22 protein-coding genes, 3 tRNA genes and 1 pseudogene are annotated in these 13978 nt (G+C 51.7%); 20 read left to right on the top strand and 6 right to left on the bottom strand.

All coding sequences use genetic code 11. The features are described from left to right. Positions 1 to 45: 45 nt before the first annotated feature. Positions 46 to 444 (top strand): S24 family peptidase, encoded by a 399-nt coding sequence (locus ACMGGK_RS13765; RefSeq protein WP_420276957.1) that lies wholly within the window; start codon positions 46 to 48, stop codon positions 442 to 444. A 399-nt stretch (positions 445 to 843) separates the two neighbouring features. Here the strand turns inward: ACMGGK_RS13765 and ACMGGK_RS13760 are convergent, their stop codons facing one another. From ACMGGK_RS13760 to ACMGGK_RS13750, 3 genes and pseudogenes are all read right to left on the bottom strand, one after another. After that, positions 844 to 1320 (bottom strand): ImmA/IrrE family metallo-endopeptidase, encoded by a 477-nt coding sequence (locus ACMGGK_RS13760; RefSeq protein ID WP_060444366.1) that lies wholly within the window; start codon positions 1318 to 1320, stop codon positions 844 to 846. 15 nt (positions 1321 to 1335) lie between these two features. Next, positions 1336 to 1695: a helix-turn-helix domain-containing protein gene (locus ACMGGK_RS13755; protein ID WP_060444367.1), complete on the bottom strand. Its 360-nt coding sequence runs from the start codon at positions 1693 to 1695 to the stop codon at positions 1336 to 1338. A 465-nt stretch (positions 1696 to 2160) separates the two neighbouring features. Continuing rightward, a pseudogene (locus tag ACMGGK_RS13750) lies at positions 2161 to 2674 on the bottom strand (tyrosine-type recombinase/integrase); the annotation flags it as partial. Here ACMGGK_RS13750 and ACMGGK_RS13745 point away from each other — a divergent pair. The 13 genes from ACMGGK_RS13745 to ACMGGK_RS13685 all read left to right on the top strand — a co-directional run bounded on the left by ACMGGK_RS13745 (position 2656) and on the right by ACMGGK_RS13685 (position 8126). Then, positions 2656 to 3063, top strand: coding sequence for a DUF1367 family protein (locus tag ACMGGK_RS13745; RefSeq protein WP_143778880.1), 408 nt, complete (start codon positions 2656 to 2658; stop codon positions 3061 to 3063). The pseudogene ACMGGK_RS13750 and the gene ACMGGK_RS13745 overlap by 19 nt on opposite strands. Continuing rightward, on the top strand, positions 3060 to 3344 hold the full coding sequence (locus ACMGGK_RS13740) for a DUF1364 domain-containing protein (RefSeq protein WP_060443310.1): 285 nt from the start codon (positions 3060 to 3062) through the stop codon (positions 3342 to 3344). The genes ACMGGK_RS13745 and ACMGGK_RS13740 overlap by 4 nt, the downstream gene beginning before the upstream one ends. Continuing rightward, positions 3344 to 3742, top strand: a complete 399-nt coding sequence (locus tag ACMGGK_RS13735; protein ID WP_240429832.1) for an antiterminator Q family protein — start codon at positions 3344 to 3346, stop codon at positions 3740 to 3742. Before ACMGGK_RS13740 ends, ACMGGK_RS13735 begins: the two co-directional genes overlap by 1 nt. Positions 3743 to 4002: 260 nt before the next feature. Next, positions 4003 to 4079 (top strand) — tRNA-Met (locus ACMGGK_RS13730). A gap of 2 nt (positions 4080 to 4081) precedes the next feature. Then, positions 4082 to 4162 (top strand) — tRNA-His (locus tag ACMGGK_RS13725). A gap of 2 nt (positions 4163 to 4164) precedes the next feature. Next, positions 4165 to 4239, top strand: a tRNA-Gly gene (locus tag ACMGGK_RS13720). 772 nt (positions 4240 to 5011) lie between these two features. Then, positions 5012 to 5350 carry a hypothetical protein gene (locus tag ACMGGK_RS13715; protein ID WP_143778881.1) on the top strand — a complete coding sequence of 113 codons (339 nt, stop codon included), beginning with the start codon at positions 5012 to 5014 and terminating at the stop codon, positions 5348 to 5350. Positions 5351 to 5523: 173 nt separating this feature from the next. Beyond that, positions 5524 to 5871, top strand: a complete 348-nt coding sequence (locus ACMGGK_RS13710; protein WP_164053910.1) for a phage holin, lambda family — start codon at positions 5524 to 5526, stop codon at positions 5869 to 5871. After that, positions 5858 to 6298: a lysozyme gene (locus ACMGGK_RS13705; RefSeq protein WP_143778882.1), complete on the top strand. Its 441-nt coding sequence runs from the start codon at positions 5858 to 5860 to the stop codon at positions 6296 to 6298. Before ACMGGK_RS13710 ends, ACMGGK_RS13705 begins: the two co-directional genes overlap by 14 nt. Further along, a complete protein-coding gene (locus ACMGGK_RS13700; RefSeq protein ID WP_176063357.1) occupies positions 6295 to 6678 on the top strand; it encodes a hypothetical protein in 384 nt (127 codons plus the stop codon). The genes ACMGGK_RS13705 and ACMGGK_RS13700 overlap by 4 nt, the downstream gene beginning before the upstream one ends. Beyond that, complete coding sequence (gene lysC / locus ACMGGK_RS13695) at positions 6578 to 6835, top strand: Rz1-like lysis system protein LysC (protein WP_217703789.1); 258 nt, start codon at positions 6578 to 6580, stop codon at positions 6833 to 6835. Before ACMGGK_RS13700 ends, lysC begins: the two co-directional genes overlap by 101 nt. Before the next feature lie 83 nt (positions 6836 to 6918). Beyond that, on the top strand, positions 6919 to 7248 hold the full coding sequence (locus ACMGGK_RS13690; RefSeq protein ID WP_143778883.1) for a TonB family protein: 330 nt from the start codon (positions 6919 to 6921) through the stop codon (positions 7246 to 7248). Between the two features lie 146 nt (positions 7249 to 7394). Then, positions 7395 to 8126 carry a terminase small subunit gene (locus ACMGGK_RS13685; RefSeq protein ID WP_197758073.1) on the top strand — a complete coding sequence of 244 codons (732 nt, stop codon included), beginning with the start codon at positions 7395 to 7397 and terminating at the stop codon, positions 8124 to 8126. A 555-nt stretch (positions 8127 to 8681) separates the two neighbouring features. Here ACMGGK_RS13685 and ACMGGK_RS13680 read toward each other — a convergent pair. Continuing rightward, positions 8682 to 9335 carry a hypothetical protein gene (locus tag ACMGGK_RS13680; RefSeq protein WP_143778885.1) on the bottom strand — a complete coding sequence of 218 codons (654 nt, stop codon included), beginning with the start codon at positions 9333 to 9335 and terminating at the stop codon, positions 8682 to 8684. A 292-nt stretch (positions 9336 to 9627) separates the two neighbouring features. On the opposite strand from ACMGGK_RS13680, the gene ACMGGK_RS13675 reads away from it, so the two are divergent. Next, positions 9628 to 10032 carry a hypothetical protein gene (locus ACMGGK_RS13675; protein WP_143778886.1) on the top strand — a complete coding sequence of 135 codons (405 nt, stop codon included), beginning with the start codon at positions 9628 to 9630 and terminating at the stop codon, positions 10030 to 10032. On the opposite strand, the gene ACMGGK_RS13670 is transcribed toward ACMGGK_RS13675, so the two are convergent. Together ACMGGK_RS13670 and ACMGGK_RS13665 are read right to left on the bottom strand one after the other, a co-directional pair. Beyond that, positions 10029 to 10247: a hypothetical protein gene (locus ACMGGK_RS13670; protein ID WP_033640661.1), complete on the bottom strand. Its 219-nt coding sequence runs from the start codon at positions 10245 to 10247 to the stop codon at positions 10029 to 10031. The genes ACMGGK_RS13675 and ACMGGK_RS13670 overlap by 4 nt on opposite strands. Positions 10248 to 10321: 74 nt before the next feature. Continuing rightward, complete coding sequence (locus tag ACMGGK_RS13665; RefSeq protein WP_420276956.1) at positions 10322 to 10672, bottom strand: hypothetical protein; 351 nt, start codon at positions 10670 to 10672, stop codon at positions 10322 to 10324. 248 nt (positions 10673 to 10920) lie between these two features. On the opposite strand from ACMGGK_RS13665, the gene ACMGGK_RS13660 reads away from it, so the two are divergent. From ACMGGK_RS13660 to ACMGGK_RS13640, 5 genes are all read left to right on the top strand, one after another. Continuing rightward, the gene (locus ACMGGK_RS13660) at positions 10921 to 11271 is read left to right on the top strand and encodes a DUF4377 domain-containing protein (protein WP_049300685.1); all 351 of its coding nucleotides are present in this window, start codon (positions 10921 to 10923) and stop codon (positions 11269 to 11271) included. Between the two features lie 183 nt (positions 11272 to 11454). Continuing rightward, the gene (fabV, locus tag ACMGGK_RS13655) at positions 11455 to 12654 is read left to right on the top strand and encodes an enoyl-ACP reductase FabV (RefSeq protein ID WP_004940952.1); all 1200 of its coding nucleotides are present in this window, start codon (positions 11455 to 11457) and stop codon (positions 12652 to 12654) included. 226 nt (positions 12655 to 12880) lie between these two features. Beyond that, on the top strand, positions 12881 to 13099 hold the full coding sequence (locus tag ACMGGK_RS13650) for a hypothetical protein (RefSeq protein ID WP_049300683.1): 219 nt from the start codon (positions 12881 to 12883) through the stop codon (positions 13097 to 13099). A gap of 171 nt (positions 13100 to 13270) precedes the next feature. Then, positions 13271 to 13576 (top strand): hypothetical protein, encoded by a 306-nt coding sequence (locus ACMGGK_RS13645; RefSeq protein WP_049300680.1) that lies wholly within the window; start codon positions 13271 to 13273, stop codon positions 13574 to 13576. A gap of 48 nt (positions 13577 to 13624) precedes the next feature. Continuing rightward, entirely contained in the window at positions 13625 to 13960 is a 336-nt protein-coding gene (locus ACMGGK_RS13640; RefSeq protein ID WP_016928131.1) for a hypothetical protein, read from the top strand. Positions 13961 to 13978: the final 18 nt, after the last annotated feature.

Below are 13978 nucleotides of genomic sequence, written 5' to 3'. Positions count from 1 at the left end.
TAGTTTACTGTATGTATGTACAGTTTGTTTTGAGGTAAAAACACCATGGGAATGATGCCTAAATTTTCCAGCCCGGCCGCGGACTACGTCGAGAAGCGCTTAAGCCTTGATGAGATCTGCATATCCAAACCCAGCGCAACGTATTTCTTGCGCGCGGTTGGCCAGGCGCTGGCAGTTGGGATACACGCTGACGCATTGCTCGTTGTCGACTCGTCAGCGACGCCGGTACACGGTAGCATTATCGTATCTGCTCAGGAGGGGGAACATGTGCTGCGGCGACTGCGACTTTATCCTTATCGCGCGCTCGAGTTCCTGGACGGCTCGGGCCGGGAAACTGAACTTGGCAATGAGGATTCAGAAGACGGGATCGAGGTATTCGGTGTAGTGACGTATTGCGTGAATGATATGCGGTCGTGCGAGTGGGACGATCTGCCGGTGATTTGATGACTGGCTAGTAGGGCTATAGGGGATCGGCAAAAGCCCAGATTTAACCTGGGCTTTAATTAATTCAGCCTTAATCAAACTGCCTTGTGTGCAGAGCAGTTACAAGCTGGGATTGGGAACGGCCGCCCCTTTTTAGCGAAACGCATAACGCCATTGATGCAAGCAGAATAGCGGAATAGGATTTCGCAAGTGTTCCCACATTTCTGACAAATACCAGTTGCCATAGGATATCACCTGTTTTTTTACACAGCCTGTAAACCCATACAGATTGCGTTTTGTCAGGAGAACAGCTATCCTTCGTCCGTCAAGATTAAGGTGTAGCTGTGGGGTTACCTCCATACACACCGAGGAATGCGTCAACATTTCTCGCCCCTAAAGCCCTGCGTCAACAGGGCTTTTTCAATAAAAGTCCAGCGTCAACTGGTCCGTTTTAAACCCTAAATACTCCAGAATTACTTCGGCAAAAAAATCTGCTTGCCATTCAGCGTCTTCGGAACGATCCGGTTGTGTATTGGAAAAATGCAGCAGTGCCTTATGACCTAGAAGCAGGTGCCCTATCTCGTGGAACATTACGAGCAGAGCATTTCTTTCACCTTTACATGCCATTTCATAAATATGATTTGGGACAGTAATCGTAAGGGTGTTCGGGTCACAATGGCCTATGGTTAAGCCGTATGTTGCATTTTTCCAACTACGATCGTCCATAGGCGATACTGTGATGCCGTATTTGAACAACTCCTCGAATGCCTTATCATACCGTTTCTTTCTCGAGCCACATTTGTCCAGTAGCCCAAGGGCTATACAGGTATTGACGGCGCGATTTGCAATTTCAGTCTCTTTCATGGGAGCTACCCTGGCACCACGTAATTGATACATGCCCATTATCCTTATTTAATTATCGTCTTTGTTAATTTGTTCCAGTAGCTCAAAGAAGCTTTTCAGTTGTTCAGATGTAAACGACGACTTAGCAAATCCAGCAACGAGCATTTTTTGCTGTTGGGAGAGGCCGTCTAACGGAACTACATCATTAGAGACATTCGCCAACTCTGTCAGATTGGGGATGTCATATCCTTTAGATTTGAAGAACTTAGAAATAGCTTCTATCCATTTCTTAGGGATTTTTTTGTTTCCGGTTTCTAGGGCACTCAGAAATGCAGGCGTTGTATCGAGCTCTTGCGCCATTGTGTACAGGGTATAGTCGGTATCTATCCTCGCTTTCCGTACGGCTTTGCCGAATTCTGTGAGAGCCATTATGTACTCCTTAAGGTAATGCTTATGTGCTGTGGATGGACAATAATCAACTGTTTGCAGTTTTACACAAACAGGATTCTTTGTAAACCTTTTTGGTTTATAAAAAACACCTCACGTTTCTGGTAAGTGAAAAGTTTACCTTGTGGATGTGTTTTTTATTGATGCTCGGTCATCTAATTTTGAGGCAGGAGGCTATGCGTCATGACTGTCGAATTTTTCTCGAATGGAATCGAGATTATTGATAACTGTTTGAATGTAAAAGACGGTTAACGGCAGTGTTGGCGGTGGTTTTTAATAATGGATGACGCTCAATGCATTGATATTATTGGTTTTTTAGTTTATTTTTCGGCTAAAGGAATCGTATTCGGTCTTTTTTTGAGTTGTTGATTTTAAAGGATTTATTTTCGTTTGTCCGAAAATGTCCGAAAATGTCCGAAATATGTCCGAATTTTGATATTCGGTCTTTTACAGCATCACGTACTCTTTCCCCCTTGTTTTGAGATATTTCAGCGTCATCATTTCCGTTGTATGTCCCAGCAGCTTTTGAGCAAATGCCTTGTCGTTCTGCTTTTCGTACAGGCGGCCGGACAGGCTTCGGATCTCGTGGAACGTCGGCGGGCTTTCCTGAAATTCCAAACCTGATGCTTTCCGCGCGGCGACAAATTTTTTCGTTAGCCCGTCGGGGTGGATCGAGCCATCTGGGCTATTTTTCCTGATGCCGGCGCTGATCATGAAGTCAGTCGTGCTGACCAATCGGCATCGGTCGATAACGGCGCCAAGCCGCAGGCCCATACATTTCAGTTCAAGATCAAGGGGGAGAGAGAGCAAAGCCCTCCGTCTTGCCTTGTTCAACCTGCAGGCGTCCGTCAACGATATGGCTAAAGCGCATTTGTGTCAGATCCTCGCGGCGTTGGCCGGAGACCAGCGCGAGATCCATCGCCAGGCAGAACCACGGCGGCATTGTCTCCGCGACCTTTCGACGACAACGCCCGACACGGCCGATTTCGTTACATCAATCGCCTGGCGCGCCATGTTGACGATGCTGGCGTGTTCTATGCGCTGGCGGACGAATACCTGCAGCTGGTGGCGGAGAAGCGCGCCGAACGGCTGACGATTGCAAAATCCTTCCACGCTTTCCGCCGATGGGTGACCGTCGAAGCAGGGCATTATGATCTTTTTGAACTCCCTGACGGTTCGACCCTGCGCGAGCCGCGATCGATCTCATTCGCAAAAATGGACTACCTCGAATTTAACGACCTGTACCAGGCAGCGCTTAACGTGCTGTGGACCTTCATCTTAAACAAATCCTTCCCAACCATCGCCGAGGCAGAGAACGCCGCGGCTCAGCTTCTGGATTATGCAGCATGAGCAAACTGACAGACGAGGCCCGCGGCCGTGATTGCCAAATCAGGATCCCCGGCATCTGTAATCGAAACCCAGAAACAACCGTCGCCGCACATTACCGGCTGGCTGGCACCTGCGGCACGGCAATAAAGCCAGACGACACACAGGCAGCGTGGGCCTGCAGCGCTTGCCACGATGAAGTAGACCGCCGCACGCGCCTTATCGACGCGAACGACGCCAGGCTGATGCACGCCGAAGGCGTCATGCGCACGCAAGAAATTTTGAGAAAGGAAGGAAAATTATAATGCGCGATATACAGATGGTTTTAGAACGCTGGGGGCAGTGGGCGCAGGACAACAGCGGAGTGGACTACTCCCCAATTGCAGCCGGTTTTAAAGGACTGCTGCCTGATACACGTAAGAGCAAACCCTCACGCTGCGATAATGACGGACTGATCATCGATGGTGCTGTCGGTAGGTTGAAGAAAGTACGCGATGAGAGAGAGCTTGGCGTCATCATGTTGCATTATCGCTATGGGGTTTCCAAGTCAGCCATAGCTCGTCGTTGGAAGATCTCAGAGGGGAGTGTGCGGCAAAAACTAATGATGGCGGAAAGTTTTATTGAAGGCTGTCTGGCTATGACTGGGGCAACGCTTGAGATAGATGCATGGACGAGCAGATCAGTAATTTCGGCAGTCGCGTAGATTTCCGCTTTTCGTTACGAATTTTACTGGCTATTGTGATAAGAGTGGTTACGCAGTGACGTAGCTTATCAACTTTCAAAACCTCGCTTCGGTGGGGTTTTTTATTTCTGGTTTGTGAAGTGGGCGGCGGAGAGGGTATCGGTGAACTTCACTAGTAGTTGTCGGCGATGTAGGATACTCTCCGGTTGTGGTGAATTGCAGTCCTCCGAGACAAGCCGAAGATAAGCGCCGGCCACCACTCAACATTTCATCCTCGCCTCGGCCATTTAGCTCAGTTGGTTAGAGCAGTCGGCTCATAACTGATTGGTCGCTGGTTCAAGCCCTGCAAGGGCCACCAAACCGCCATTAGCTCAACGTGGCAAGAGCATTGCTTCGTGACAGGAAGTAAGAGCCGGGGTTCGAGACCTCGATGGCGGACCAATGCGGTCATCGTATAATGGCTATTACCTCAGCCTTCCAAGCTGATGATGCGGGTTCGATTCCCGCTGACCGCTCCAAACATGACGCCGTAATGCAGGTTGCATTTTTTGTTCAGACGCCACCACCTGGACAGCGGACAGCGGACAGCGGACAGCGGACAGCGGACAGCGGACAGCGGACAGCGGACAGCGGACAGCGGACAGCGCAGTAAAGACTATGCTGTCACTTCACTCACTTTCCACCTTTATATCGAGACTAATATTGGTTATCACCATAAAGCGCTGGTGGCAAATTCGAACGCTTAAGCGTCAATGGAGCGATGATCGGTCGCTGCGTAAGGCGGCTATTAAAAAAGACTGGTTCGGTGTGTTGGAGGTATTTCACTTTGAAAGAAGCTACATGGAAATCAAGCGGGGAGCGCGTCTCATTGCCTTGAGCTGAAAATGAAATATCTGGAAATCGCCAGGCTTTTTTGATCACAACAGGTAAGAGCATTGCCGGTACCAGATGGATATATTATCGGCGTCTAGGTAGTGCCCTTTCCGTTATGGTGTAACTCAATTCCCGCTTGCGGGTTAGATGGGTAGAGTAAGGCATCAACCGGTTCGCTGGCAGGGCAAGCATGATGCTAATGCTGAACCTGAGTGCGGGTTCGAGTCCCGCCACTACACAACTTTCAACACCTTGTTTCGGCGGAGTTTTTTGCTATTCGGCAGTAGCGCCGGAATTGGCAATGTTGTTCCAAGGCTGTCACGACCCCAATGATTACTCAGAGTTAGAGCCTCCATGTAAAGTCTAGACATCGCCAAATAGATGGCGATTTCAACTACTTTTCAAGGAGATATACTAATGCAAGCTGCTGAAACTCACTATTTGGACAACGGTTACACCTTCCATATTCCAGCCGTCTCATATCGTCGTCGTGTCTGCGTGCCGCTTCTGATGGCTATCGCGCCAGGCGGTAAATCGAAAGCGAAGCATATGTTGGTATTCAATGGTTCTTGGGTAACTGAAGCGAAAGCAGAAGGCGCGATTTTCCTCGACGGTGGCTCAATGCCAGCAACTGCTTGTAACTCGTGGAACACATACATCGAACCTAATCAGTCAGTCTCAATTCAGGCGGTTGGTGAAGGTTCTAATGGTGGCTATGTATTGCCAAGCATTACGGTTTTAATCGGACAAGATTAACCTAGCTTTTTCAAAGCAAAGTAATTTACACAAGCCCCTTAAATACGGGGCTTTTTGCATTTCAGCCCCAGCCAACGGACGACACACACGGCACCCTCTTACCGGCAGCGTTTACGGCTGGTGGCTGATCCTTTCCTACAAATAGCACAGCCCGATAGCCGGGAGGTGGAGTCATGAAGATGCCAAACAATCCTCACAACTGGGCAGAGCTCAGCGACATTCTTGTGGCCTGGTGGCGCGGTGACGTGCCGATTGGTGGCGTCGTCATGGCTGTCGTGATGGCCGTTCTTCGGATGGCGTATGCCGGCAGCAGCTGGAAAGAAACCATATTCGAAGGTTTGATGTGTGGCGCCCTGGCGCTAACTACGTACTCGGCCCTGGATTACTTCGACGTACCGAAAGCCTTAACGGTAGGCATCGGTGGATTCATTGGCTTTGTCGGCGTGAAGAAGCTCAGCTCGTTTTTGTCCGGTTACGTGGGTAATCGCTTCGGCGGGGGCAATCAGAATGCAGATAAGTAAAAGCGGCATTGAGCTGATCAAGCGCTTTGAAGGCCTTCGGCTGAAAGCCTATCAGGATTCGGTGGGCGTGTGGACGATCGGTTACGGGTGGACGCAGCCAGTTGACGGTAAGAAAGTCGGCCCCGGCATGCAGATTGTTCAGGCCACTGCCGATCGTTTGCTGAAATGCGGTGTTGTGCAGTATGAGCAGGGAGTTAATCTGCTGGTGAAGGTAAAAATCACCCAGAGCCAATTCGATGCACTTGTGAGCTTTGCGTATAACCTTGGCCTGCGGTCACTGAGCACATCCACACTTCTGAAAAAGCTGAATGCCGGCGACAAGCAAGGCGCTGCCGATGAGTTCGGTAAGTGGGTAAATGCTGGAGGTAAACGGCTTGATGGTCTGGTTGTGCGCCGTGCAGCAGAACGCGAGTTGTTTTTGTCATGAACACCTCATTCAGCTTTCGCACGATGGCGATCGGATTGCTGCTGGTGGCGCTAATTGTCACCGGCAGGCTGGCGTCTTACTTCCACAGCAACGCAGTAAAGGCTGGCGAGCAGGTTAAGCAGCAGGAAAAGACGCTGGTGCAGCAGCAGTCACTGATAACAGCATTACGCAAGAACGCCGCCCGGAATAGCTCGCTAATGGCAGAACAGCAACAAAGAGAACAGCAGCTTCGCCAGCAGGGCGAAACCTATCAGAGGAAATATCGTGAAGCAACCAAGAATGACGAGTGTAGTCGGCGTGTTGCTCCTTCCGCTGTTATTAGCCTCCTGCGCGGAACGGACACCACCGCCGCCGGCGCCGCTCGTGCTGTTTCCCCCTGAATCGGTGTTCACCCCCTGCGAGGTGCCAACATTGCAGGGTGACACATGGGGCGACATTGGCAGCCATGCGCTGGCGCTGCAAACGGCTTTATTAATCTGCGCCGGCCAGGTGGAGACGCTCAACGCCTGGCGGCGAGCTACCACTAGATTAAAGTGATTGAATAACAATTGCGTGGTTATTGAAAATCATTATCATTTGTGAGGGACGACTACTATACATTTTGTCAAAAGGATTTTGTCATGCTCAAGTTTTTAGTAACCATACTAACGGTCTTCTCCCTCAACGCTTGTGTAGCTGAAGGGCCTAAACCGAAGCCTGTATCCAGAGTTAATCCTGTATACCCAATTTATGCTTATGACAATAAGATAGAGGGATATGCAAAAGTAAAATATGACGTTGATAAAGATGGAAAAATTAGTGAGATAAGAATCATAGAGTCAAGCCCTCGGGGTTTGTTCGATAATGCGCTTGTTATGGCGATGTCAAAGTGGCGGTTCGAAAAAAATAAACCATATAAGAACCTGGAGATTACCGTTCGTTTTAAAATGAGCAGCCCAATCTCCCAATGAGTGAGCCCGCTTCGGCGGGTTTTTTTATTGCCCATCACAGAGCATCTATCCAGGTGCTGCGTAATGCGCAAGCAAAGCCACAGGCGACACCCACCGATCACTCAGATCATGGTTGCCCGTGGCTTTTTTTATTCTCGGAGAACGTTATGGCAAAACAGGATTGGGGAGCCATTCAAAAGCTGTTCCTCGCCGAATACGCCAAAACCAAAATCTCCCCGAAAGAATGGTGTGAGGCTAACGGCTACAACTACGCCACCGCACGCCGGCATATAAAAATCCCTGCGCAAGGGAAAGAGAAAAAAGCGCAGAAAAAAATGCGCAGTGCGCAAGATGCGCAAATTCCCGAAAATCCCGCGCCCGTTACGTCTGGCGTTTCAACTGCTGGTGGCGATGAGGAGGGGAAGGGCAAAGAAAGCCCAAGCCTTTTAAAGCCACAGCATGAACAATTTGCGCAGAACATTGCGCAGGGCATGCCACAGAAAGAGGCCGCGATTTGCGCAGGCTACGCGCCGACGAATGCCGAATCGCAAGCCTCAATCCTGATGAGCCGGCCGGATGTAAAAGCCCGCGTGCAGGAACTGCGCAATAACGCTGCGCTGTTGGTTTCGTTCAACGCCGGCCACCTGGCGGAGCTGTCGTATAAATCTGCGCAGTTGGCGCTGGCGAATAAAAAATTTGGTCAGGTCGCGCCGAACGTAAAAAACGCCGCGCAGCTTACCGGCATCGACATGAGCACGAATAAAACCGAGGTGAATGTCGATCTGGCCGGCCTGAGCTACGGCAAGGTTTGCATCGTGACCCCGGCGAACTGCCCGGCGGACGTGTGGGCTGCTCACATGGAAAAGCTGCGCGAGGGAAAGCCGACGGCTCAGTCATAATTAACGGCGCTCTGTACGCATTCAGCAGTGACTGGGCGATAGATATGGTACCTGTTGCTGATAAGACCCTGCCAGCAGTCACGGATTTAAACGCGATAATCGAACATGATGAATACTTCCAGAACGTGACCAGCAACGCCACGTTAGTCCTAAACTACCCATAGGCTGTGGCAGATACGCTAAGGTGTTTCGACCGGAGGTGATGCTGGTACGTGCTGCCAGGTGTATATGCCGTACGACTCGACGGTTGAACACCGGCGCTACGTATTCGGCGATCCGCTGGTATTCTCTGCATGGAAGGCCCATTGATGAATCGTAGCAGGCACTCGTCGGCCTGATAGCATCAATAACCTCGTAGCTTTTTGATGAGGGTGTCGCCGAGCCAACAAATGATACAAAATATGGCTATTGTCGATAAAATGGCAACGACGCGCTGAGTTATCGTGTCGAAGCTAAAGAAAAAATAGATACACAATAAAAATCCAATTCCCCCGATTAACTGATAGAAAAATTCAAAGAAAAAAGAGAGTATGCGGATATGGATGCTGTCTTTTCTCATTTCATTTTTTCCTCAATATTTTTCAGCAATCGATTAAACTCTGCATCACCTTGGTTTTTACGTACAGCCAAAGCTTCTATGAATGGATCAACATAGGGTTGAACTAAAAAGTATATAAAGTCCAAATTTCCGGCACTTCTAAGCTTGTAGTAAACCGCACTATGCATACGTTCGAGACCGATTGATTTGTATATGCTTCGTTCTATCATTCCGCCAGCCATCAGCGTGAAGCTTGTAGCAACGCCAGCACCTCGGGTAATCATGGCTGCACCACCTGCTGATATGATGCTATTCACTATTCTGGATGAAATCAGAGAGGTGGTAAGCATTCTGCCAGCGGATGTGGAGCCTACGGCCCTAAATATTTTGTCTTGCGTCTCTTGTGGGATGTGTGCGGTGAATGCATCGATAATGATTTTAATCGTTCTGATAACTTGATGATAGTTCATTAAACCGGACTTTATTGCCCGCATCATGCGAATGCGTTCGTCTTCCATCTTGCGACGATTGCTTGTGTCAAAAATGCCTAGAGCTAGGTAGCCAAAATCGACAGGCACAGACATTGCGCCGTCAAGCAGCCCCACAACTGTTTCTGGGGAGACAATGACTTTTACTATCCGTTCCACTATCTCTGTGTTGTTCACTTCCATCCCTCGAAATTTTTATGGTTGTAACATAACGGACGTGGGGAGATGTTTCAATGCTTGGCCAGTGTGGCCGCCAGAGCGGAAATCACACTTTTGGCTCTGGCGATTACACCCCAACCCAACCCGACCTCCATCCCCACTCCCCACCCGCACCTATCGCTAATTTAGCCGCACCAAAAGTCATTACGTCATCTATGGCGCTGATAAGCTTCGGCCATTGCTCCCATCAACGGTTTAACGAGAGTGTCATTATGGGAAATATCCCGGCATCAGGCGCTATAAAAGGTAACCCGCAGTGAACGAGCAACTGAGTCAATTAAAGATGATGTTGCCCGGCTATCTCGAGGCGTGGCGTGAGGGGGCCTTACCCCCTGGCTGGGGGCAGGTGGCTAATCCTGAAGTGGTTGCCGCCCTGTTGGCGGAGTGGGAGGCGCTAAGCGAGTTGGCGTCTCGGTTCGAAACCGCCACTGAAGCACCCTCCGAACCGGCCGCGTTTTGGCAGGCGCGCGCCGAGCTGATGGCGCAGCGCAATCGTGAGCTGATGGCTCAACTGGCGACGCCAATCCGTTTGCCCAGCGCACGGGTGGCCTTTTTTGGCTATGTGAAAACGGCCGTGATGGACGCCAGGCAGGTTAAAGCGGCGATTCGCGATGCCGGTTTTATCGTTGCGGGCGGCGCCCCCAACGAGAACACGGCTTAACGCGGTTTCTTCTCAAATTTCTCGGCAAAAAAGAACCGCAGCAATTTATGGATCCACAGCAGGATCGCGCCGACCACCACCAGCGAGACGACGAAATGCGACAGATTTTTAGGCGCGGCATAGCCGTGGGTAAAGGAGACCCCCGCGCCGCTGAGCAGCAGGGTGGCGATCCAGAAGCCGAGCAGCAGGCATAAGGTACGAAACAGTTTAAACATGGTTATCACCAAAAATACGGAAAGCGCCGACCGAACGGAGAGGCTCAGCCGGAGCTTTGATTAATTAAAACCGCTTAGCGCGAACAGGTATTGCCGCCTTTACTGCTATTGTTATTGCAGTTGCTGCCGCTGTTTTTGTTGCCGCCTTTCCCCATGCCGACGTTGCCGCCGCCTTTGCTGCCTTCCTTGAAGCAGCCGCCGTTGAGCGCGCCCACCGCCAGGCCGCCAAGGCCGCCCAGAGAGCCGGTGATCACGCCGTTAACGCAATCCGGCGAGGTGTGCTTGCCGTAGAATCCCTGATTGGATGACCCGCCCCCGTTCTTGTTGCCGCCGTTGTTGTTGACGCGGCCATTGCTGCCGCGGTTGTCGGCAAAGTTACCGGCGCCGGCGATCAGGTGAAAGTGTTTGGTATCGATCTCTTGCATAAAATTCCCTCTTTATCGATTCAGTTAAATTCAGTAAAGCTTGCGCAAGCCAGCTGTTTTTAACAGAAAAAATAGCGGGGGTAATTACCGGTTCGGATAAGAACAGGGGGTTTATTTTGCGATATTTTCCAGTCTGATAGGGCACAGAGGAATGATATTTTGGATGTGTGGATCCGCATCGCTATCCGTTCTCTTGAGCCGGTTAATTTGTTAGCATGGCGCCCCTGGATGACTATTGGTGCAGTACATTGAAAATTAAAGCGTTGTTATTTGTTGCGTTGGCCGCGCTGGCCGGCTGCAGCCAGGAGGGAACCTCGATGAATCAGCCCGCAAACGAGAAAGGCGGCCAAACGGAAGTGTTGCTGGTGAACAGCGCGCTGGTGGACTGCGTGGGCGTCGGCCCGATGAAGTGCATGCAGGTGCGCCGTTCTGCGCAGCAGCCGTGGGAGTTGTTCTATACCGGCATCGAGGGCTTCACTTTCGAACCGGGCTATCAGTATCGATTGAAAGTGCGCGTCACTCCGGTGGAGAACGTGCCGGCCGACGCCTCATCGCTGCGTTACACGCTGATTGAGCAGTTGGAAAAGCACAAGGCGTGACTCTCGACTGGCCGGGTAATCGCAACCCGGCCTGCCATGATTATCCCTTTGCCATCATGACATGTCTCGGCGGCAGGCTTTCCGACTGGTCTGTTCACTGCGCTTGTTTTCGCACTTTCTTAAGTATATTGAGAAAATCAGGTATATTGTCCTTCGGTTTTTAGCTACCAAGAAAAAATTACTATGATTATCAAACCTAAAATTCGTGGTTTTATCTGCACCACCGCTCACCCGGCAGGCTGTGAAGCCAACGTCCGTGAGCAAATCGCCTACGTTAAGTCGCGCGGCGAACTGAAAAACGGGCCTAAAAAGGTGCTGGTCATTGGTGCTTCCACCGGTTACGGTCTGGCCTCGCGCATCAATGCCGCTTTCGGCAGCGGTGCGGCCACCATCGGCGTATTTTTCGAGAAGCCTGGCAGCGAAGGTAAAACCGGTTCCGCCGGTTGGTACAACTCCGCCGGTTTCGACAAGGCAGCTAAAGAAGAAGGCCTGTACGCGAAAAGCATCAACGGCGACGCATTCTCCAACGAGTGCCGTCAGACCGTGATCGATCTGATCAAAAAAGACCTGGGTCAGGTTGACCTGGTGGTCTACTCGCTGGCTTCGCCGGTGCGTAAGATGCCGGAAACCGGCGAAGTGGTGCGTTCCGCACTGAAGCCGATCGGCGAGCCGTACAAATCCGTTGCGCTGGACACCAACAAAGACGTGCTGGTTGAAGCCGTGGTCGAGCCGGCCAACGAGCAAGAAATCGCCGACACCGTGAAGGTGATGGGCGGCCAGGACTGGCAGCTGTGGATGGACGCGTTGGACGAAGCGGGCGTGCTGGCGGATAACGCGCAGTCGGTCGCTTACTCCTACATCGGTACCGATCTGACCTGGCCAATTTACTGGCACGGCACGCTGGGCAAGGCGAAAGAAGATCTGGATCGCGCGGCGCACGCCATCAACCAGAAGCTGCAGGCCAAAGGCGGCGCGGCTTACGTTGCGGTGCTCAAGTCGGTAGTGACTCAGGCTTCCTCCGCCATTCCGGTGATGCCGCTGTATATCTCCATCGTGTTCAAAATCATGAAGGAACAGGGCATTCACGAAGGCTGCATCGAGCAGATCCAGCGTCTGTTCGCCACCAAGCTGTACAGCGGCGCGGCGCCGGACACCGACGAGAAGCACCGTCTGCGTCTGGATGACTGGGAACTGCGCGACGAAGTGCAGGAAACCTGTCGTGAAATCTGGCAGCAGCTGAACGACAACAACATCAACGAACTGACGGATTACCAGGGCTACAAGGCGGAATTCCTGCGCCTGTTCGGCTTCGGTCTGCAGGGCGTTGACTACGACGCCGATCTGAGCGGCGAAGCCAATTTCGATGTGATCGAGCTGGTCTAAGCGCGTCGTGCGGTCAAACAAGGTCGGGTTAGCCCGGCCTTTTTTATTGCCTGCGAATTATCGGCTGGCTAAGCGAAAATGTTTATTTCGGGTTAACAGAGGAACCGAGTGGTTAACATCGGCGGTCGGAAGGTGAAATAACGGCGGTTATTAAACTAAAGAAAGTCATTTTTTATTTACCCTTGCCGCCGGCTGCGGGTATTTTATTTCCTTTAAGGAGAAAACTATGACATGGCGTTATTGTGCCACGGTATCGTTGTTTTTGTTGAGCGGCTGCGGCGCGATCCAGCCGACGTCGACGTCCCCAGACTGGTCTCAGCCCCAGCCGGCCACGCGGGAACAGCGGCAACGCATCATGGCGGGTGAGTCTGCCTCGTCGGTATTGCAGGAAGGGAATATCGGTATTGGCGGCACGTTAGATGGGTCGAAAATATTCGATCGTTAAACCGCTAAATATATTCAGCCAAATTAATGCGCGCATTCTGCCGATATTGTCGGAGGGTTTACCTTTCCTGCGTTATTCTGCCGTGGCTTGACCATTCATTGCGTTAGCAGACAATTCGTTTTCCTTATAGGGAACCGCCGGTTTATTTCGGCGTAATCAAAGGAGTTGCCCATGACGAAGAACATGGCCGCGATCTTTCTCTTGCTGTTGCCGCCGCTAAGCCAAAGCGCCGGCGCAGCGCGCTACGACAGGCCGTGCGAAGGGGTGTCGCCGGTGCTGTTTCAAAAGCGCCTGAAAGCGCTGGCGCAGGATCTGCGGCAGGAAATAAGCGAGGAAGCGCCGCCGTCGGAGCGCGATGCGGAAGAGCTGGCGCGGTTGGCGGAGTGCGCTATCGAGCCCGGCAAGGCGCCCGTCACCGGCGGGCAGCGCGTCTCCCGTTCAGAGGAAAAGCCGACGGCATCGCCGAACGGTTGCTGAGCCAGCGTGTGCGCAGAGTCAAGCGATGTAATGTAAAAGGAGTCATTGATGAAAAGGATCGTGTTGGCCGGCGTGGCCTTGTGTTGTTCCAGCTTCGCGCAGGCGCGGGTGGATCTGGAATACCATGCGGCGGCGCCGAAGGACAGTAAAGTCACCGAGGAGTACCAGAAAAAGCGCGACGCATTGCGCCACAAGGTGTGGAATGTCGATAACCTGACGCTGGCCAACGAGCAGGCGATTGCACGCGAACAGCAGCGCGAAGCCGCTGAGACCGCCGAGCGGCAGCAGCGGAATCTGGAACAGCAGCAGAAAAAGCAGCGCTGTCTGCGGAGACACTCGAAAGATCCTCACCCCGAGGCGAAGTGTTACAGGCACAACTTCTAACCTTCAACGTCCGGGCGC

This window comes from Serratia sp. BNK-33-b (assembly GCF_048684565.1).
Taxonomy (GTDB): domain Bacteria; phylum Pseudomonadota; class Gammaproteobacteria; order Enterobacterales; family Enterobacteriaceae; genus Serratia; species Serratia marcescens.
This window is presented reverse-complemented; position numbering and strand designations above follow the sequence as displayed.

Bases quoted from the DNA above. Each gene is read 5' to 3' on its own strand.
- ACMGGK_RS13705 (WP_143778882.1), top strand. From the start codon at position 5,858: ATGCAGATAAGTAAAAGCGGCATTGAGCTGATCAAGCGCTTTGAAGGC.
- ACMGGK_RS13715 (WP_143778881.1), top strand. From the start codon at position 5,012: ATGCAAGCTGCTGAAACTCACTATTTGGACAACGGTTACACCTTCCAT.
- lysC (WP_217703789.1), top strand. From the start codon at position 6,578: ATGACGAGTGTAGTCGGCGTGTTGCTCCTTCCGCTGTTATTAGCCTCC.
- ACMGGK_RS13740 (WP_060443310.1), top strand. From the start codon at position 3,060: ATGAGCAAACTGACAGACGAGGCCCGCGGCCGTGATTGCCAAATCAGG.
- ACMGGK_RS13710 (WP_164053910.1), top strand. From the start codon at position 5,524: ATGAAGATGCCAAACAATCCTCACAACTGGGCAGAGCTCAGCGACATT.
- fabV (WP_004940952.1), top strand. From the start codon at position 11,455: ATGATTATCAAACCTAAAATTCGTGGTTTTATCTGCACCACCGCTCAC.
- ACMGGK_RS13760 (WP_060444366.1), bottom strand. From the start codon at position 1,320: ATGTATCAATTACGTGGTGCCAGGGTAGCTCCCATGAAAGAGACTGAA.
- ACMGGK_RS13680 (WP_143778885.1), bottom strand. From the start codon at position 9,335: ATGGAAGTGAACAACACAGAGATAGTGGAACGGATAGTAAAAGTCATT.
- ACMGGK_RS13640 (WP_016928131.1), top strand. From the start codon at position 13,625: ATGAAAAGGATCGTGTTGGCCGGCGTGGCCTTGTGTTGTTCCAGCTTC.
- ACMGGK_RS13670 (WP_033640661.1), bottom strand. From the start codon at position 10,247: ATGTTTAAACTGTTTCGTACCTTATGCCTGCTGCTCGGCTTCTGGATC.
- ACMGGK_RS13735 (WP_240429832.1), top strand. From the start codon at position 3,344: ATGCGCGATATACAGATGGTTTTAGAACGCTGGGGGCAGTGGGCGCAG.
- ACMGGK_RS13650 (WP_049300683.1), top strand. From the start codon at position 12,881: ATGACATGGCGTTATTGTGCCACGGTATCGTTGTTTTTGTTGAGCGGC.
- ACMGGK_RS13690 (WP_143778883.1), top strand. From the start codon at position 6,919: ATGCTCAAGTTTTTAGTAACCATACTAACGGTCTTCTCCCTCAACGCT.
- ACMGGK_RS13665 (WP_420276956.1), bottom strand. From the start codon at position 10,672: ATGCAAGAGATCGATACCAAACACTTTCACCTGATCGCCGGCGCCGGT.
- ACMGGK_RS13645 (WP_049300680.1), top strand. From the start codon at position 13,271: ATGACGAAGAACATGGCCGCGATCTTTCTCTTGCTGTTGCCGCCGCTA.
- ACMGGK_RS13765 (WP_420276957.1), top strand. From the start codon at position 46: ATGGGAATGATGCCTAAATTTTCCAGCCCGGCCGCGGACTACGTCGAG.
- ACMGGK_RS13685 (WP_197758073.1), top strand. From the start codon at position 7,395: ATGGCAAAACAGGATTGGGGAGCCATTCAAAAGCTGTTCCTCGCCGAA.
- ACMGGK_RS13755 (WP_060444367.1), bottom strand. From the start codon at position 1,695: ATGGCTCTCACAGAATTCGGCAAAGCCGTACGGAAAGCGAGGATAGAT.
- ACMGGK_RS13700 (WP_176063357.1), top strand. From the start codon at position 6,295: ATGAACACCTCATTCAGCTTTCGCACGATGGCGATCGGATTGCTGCTG.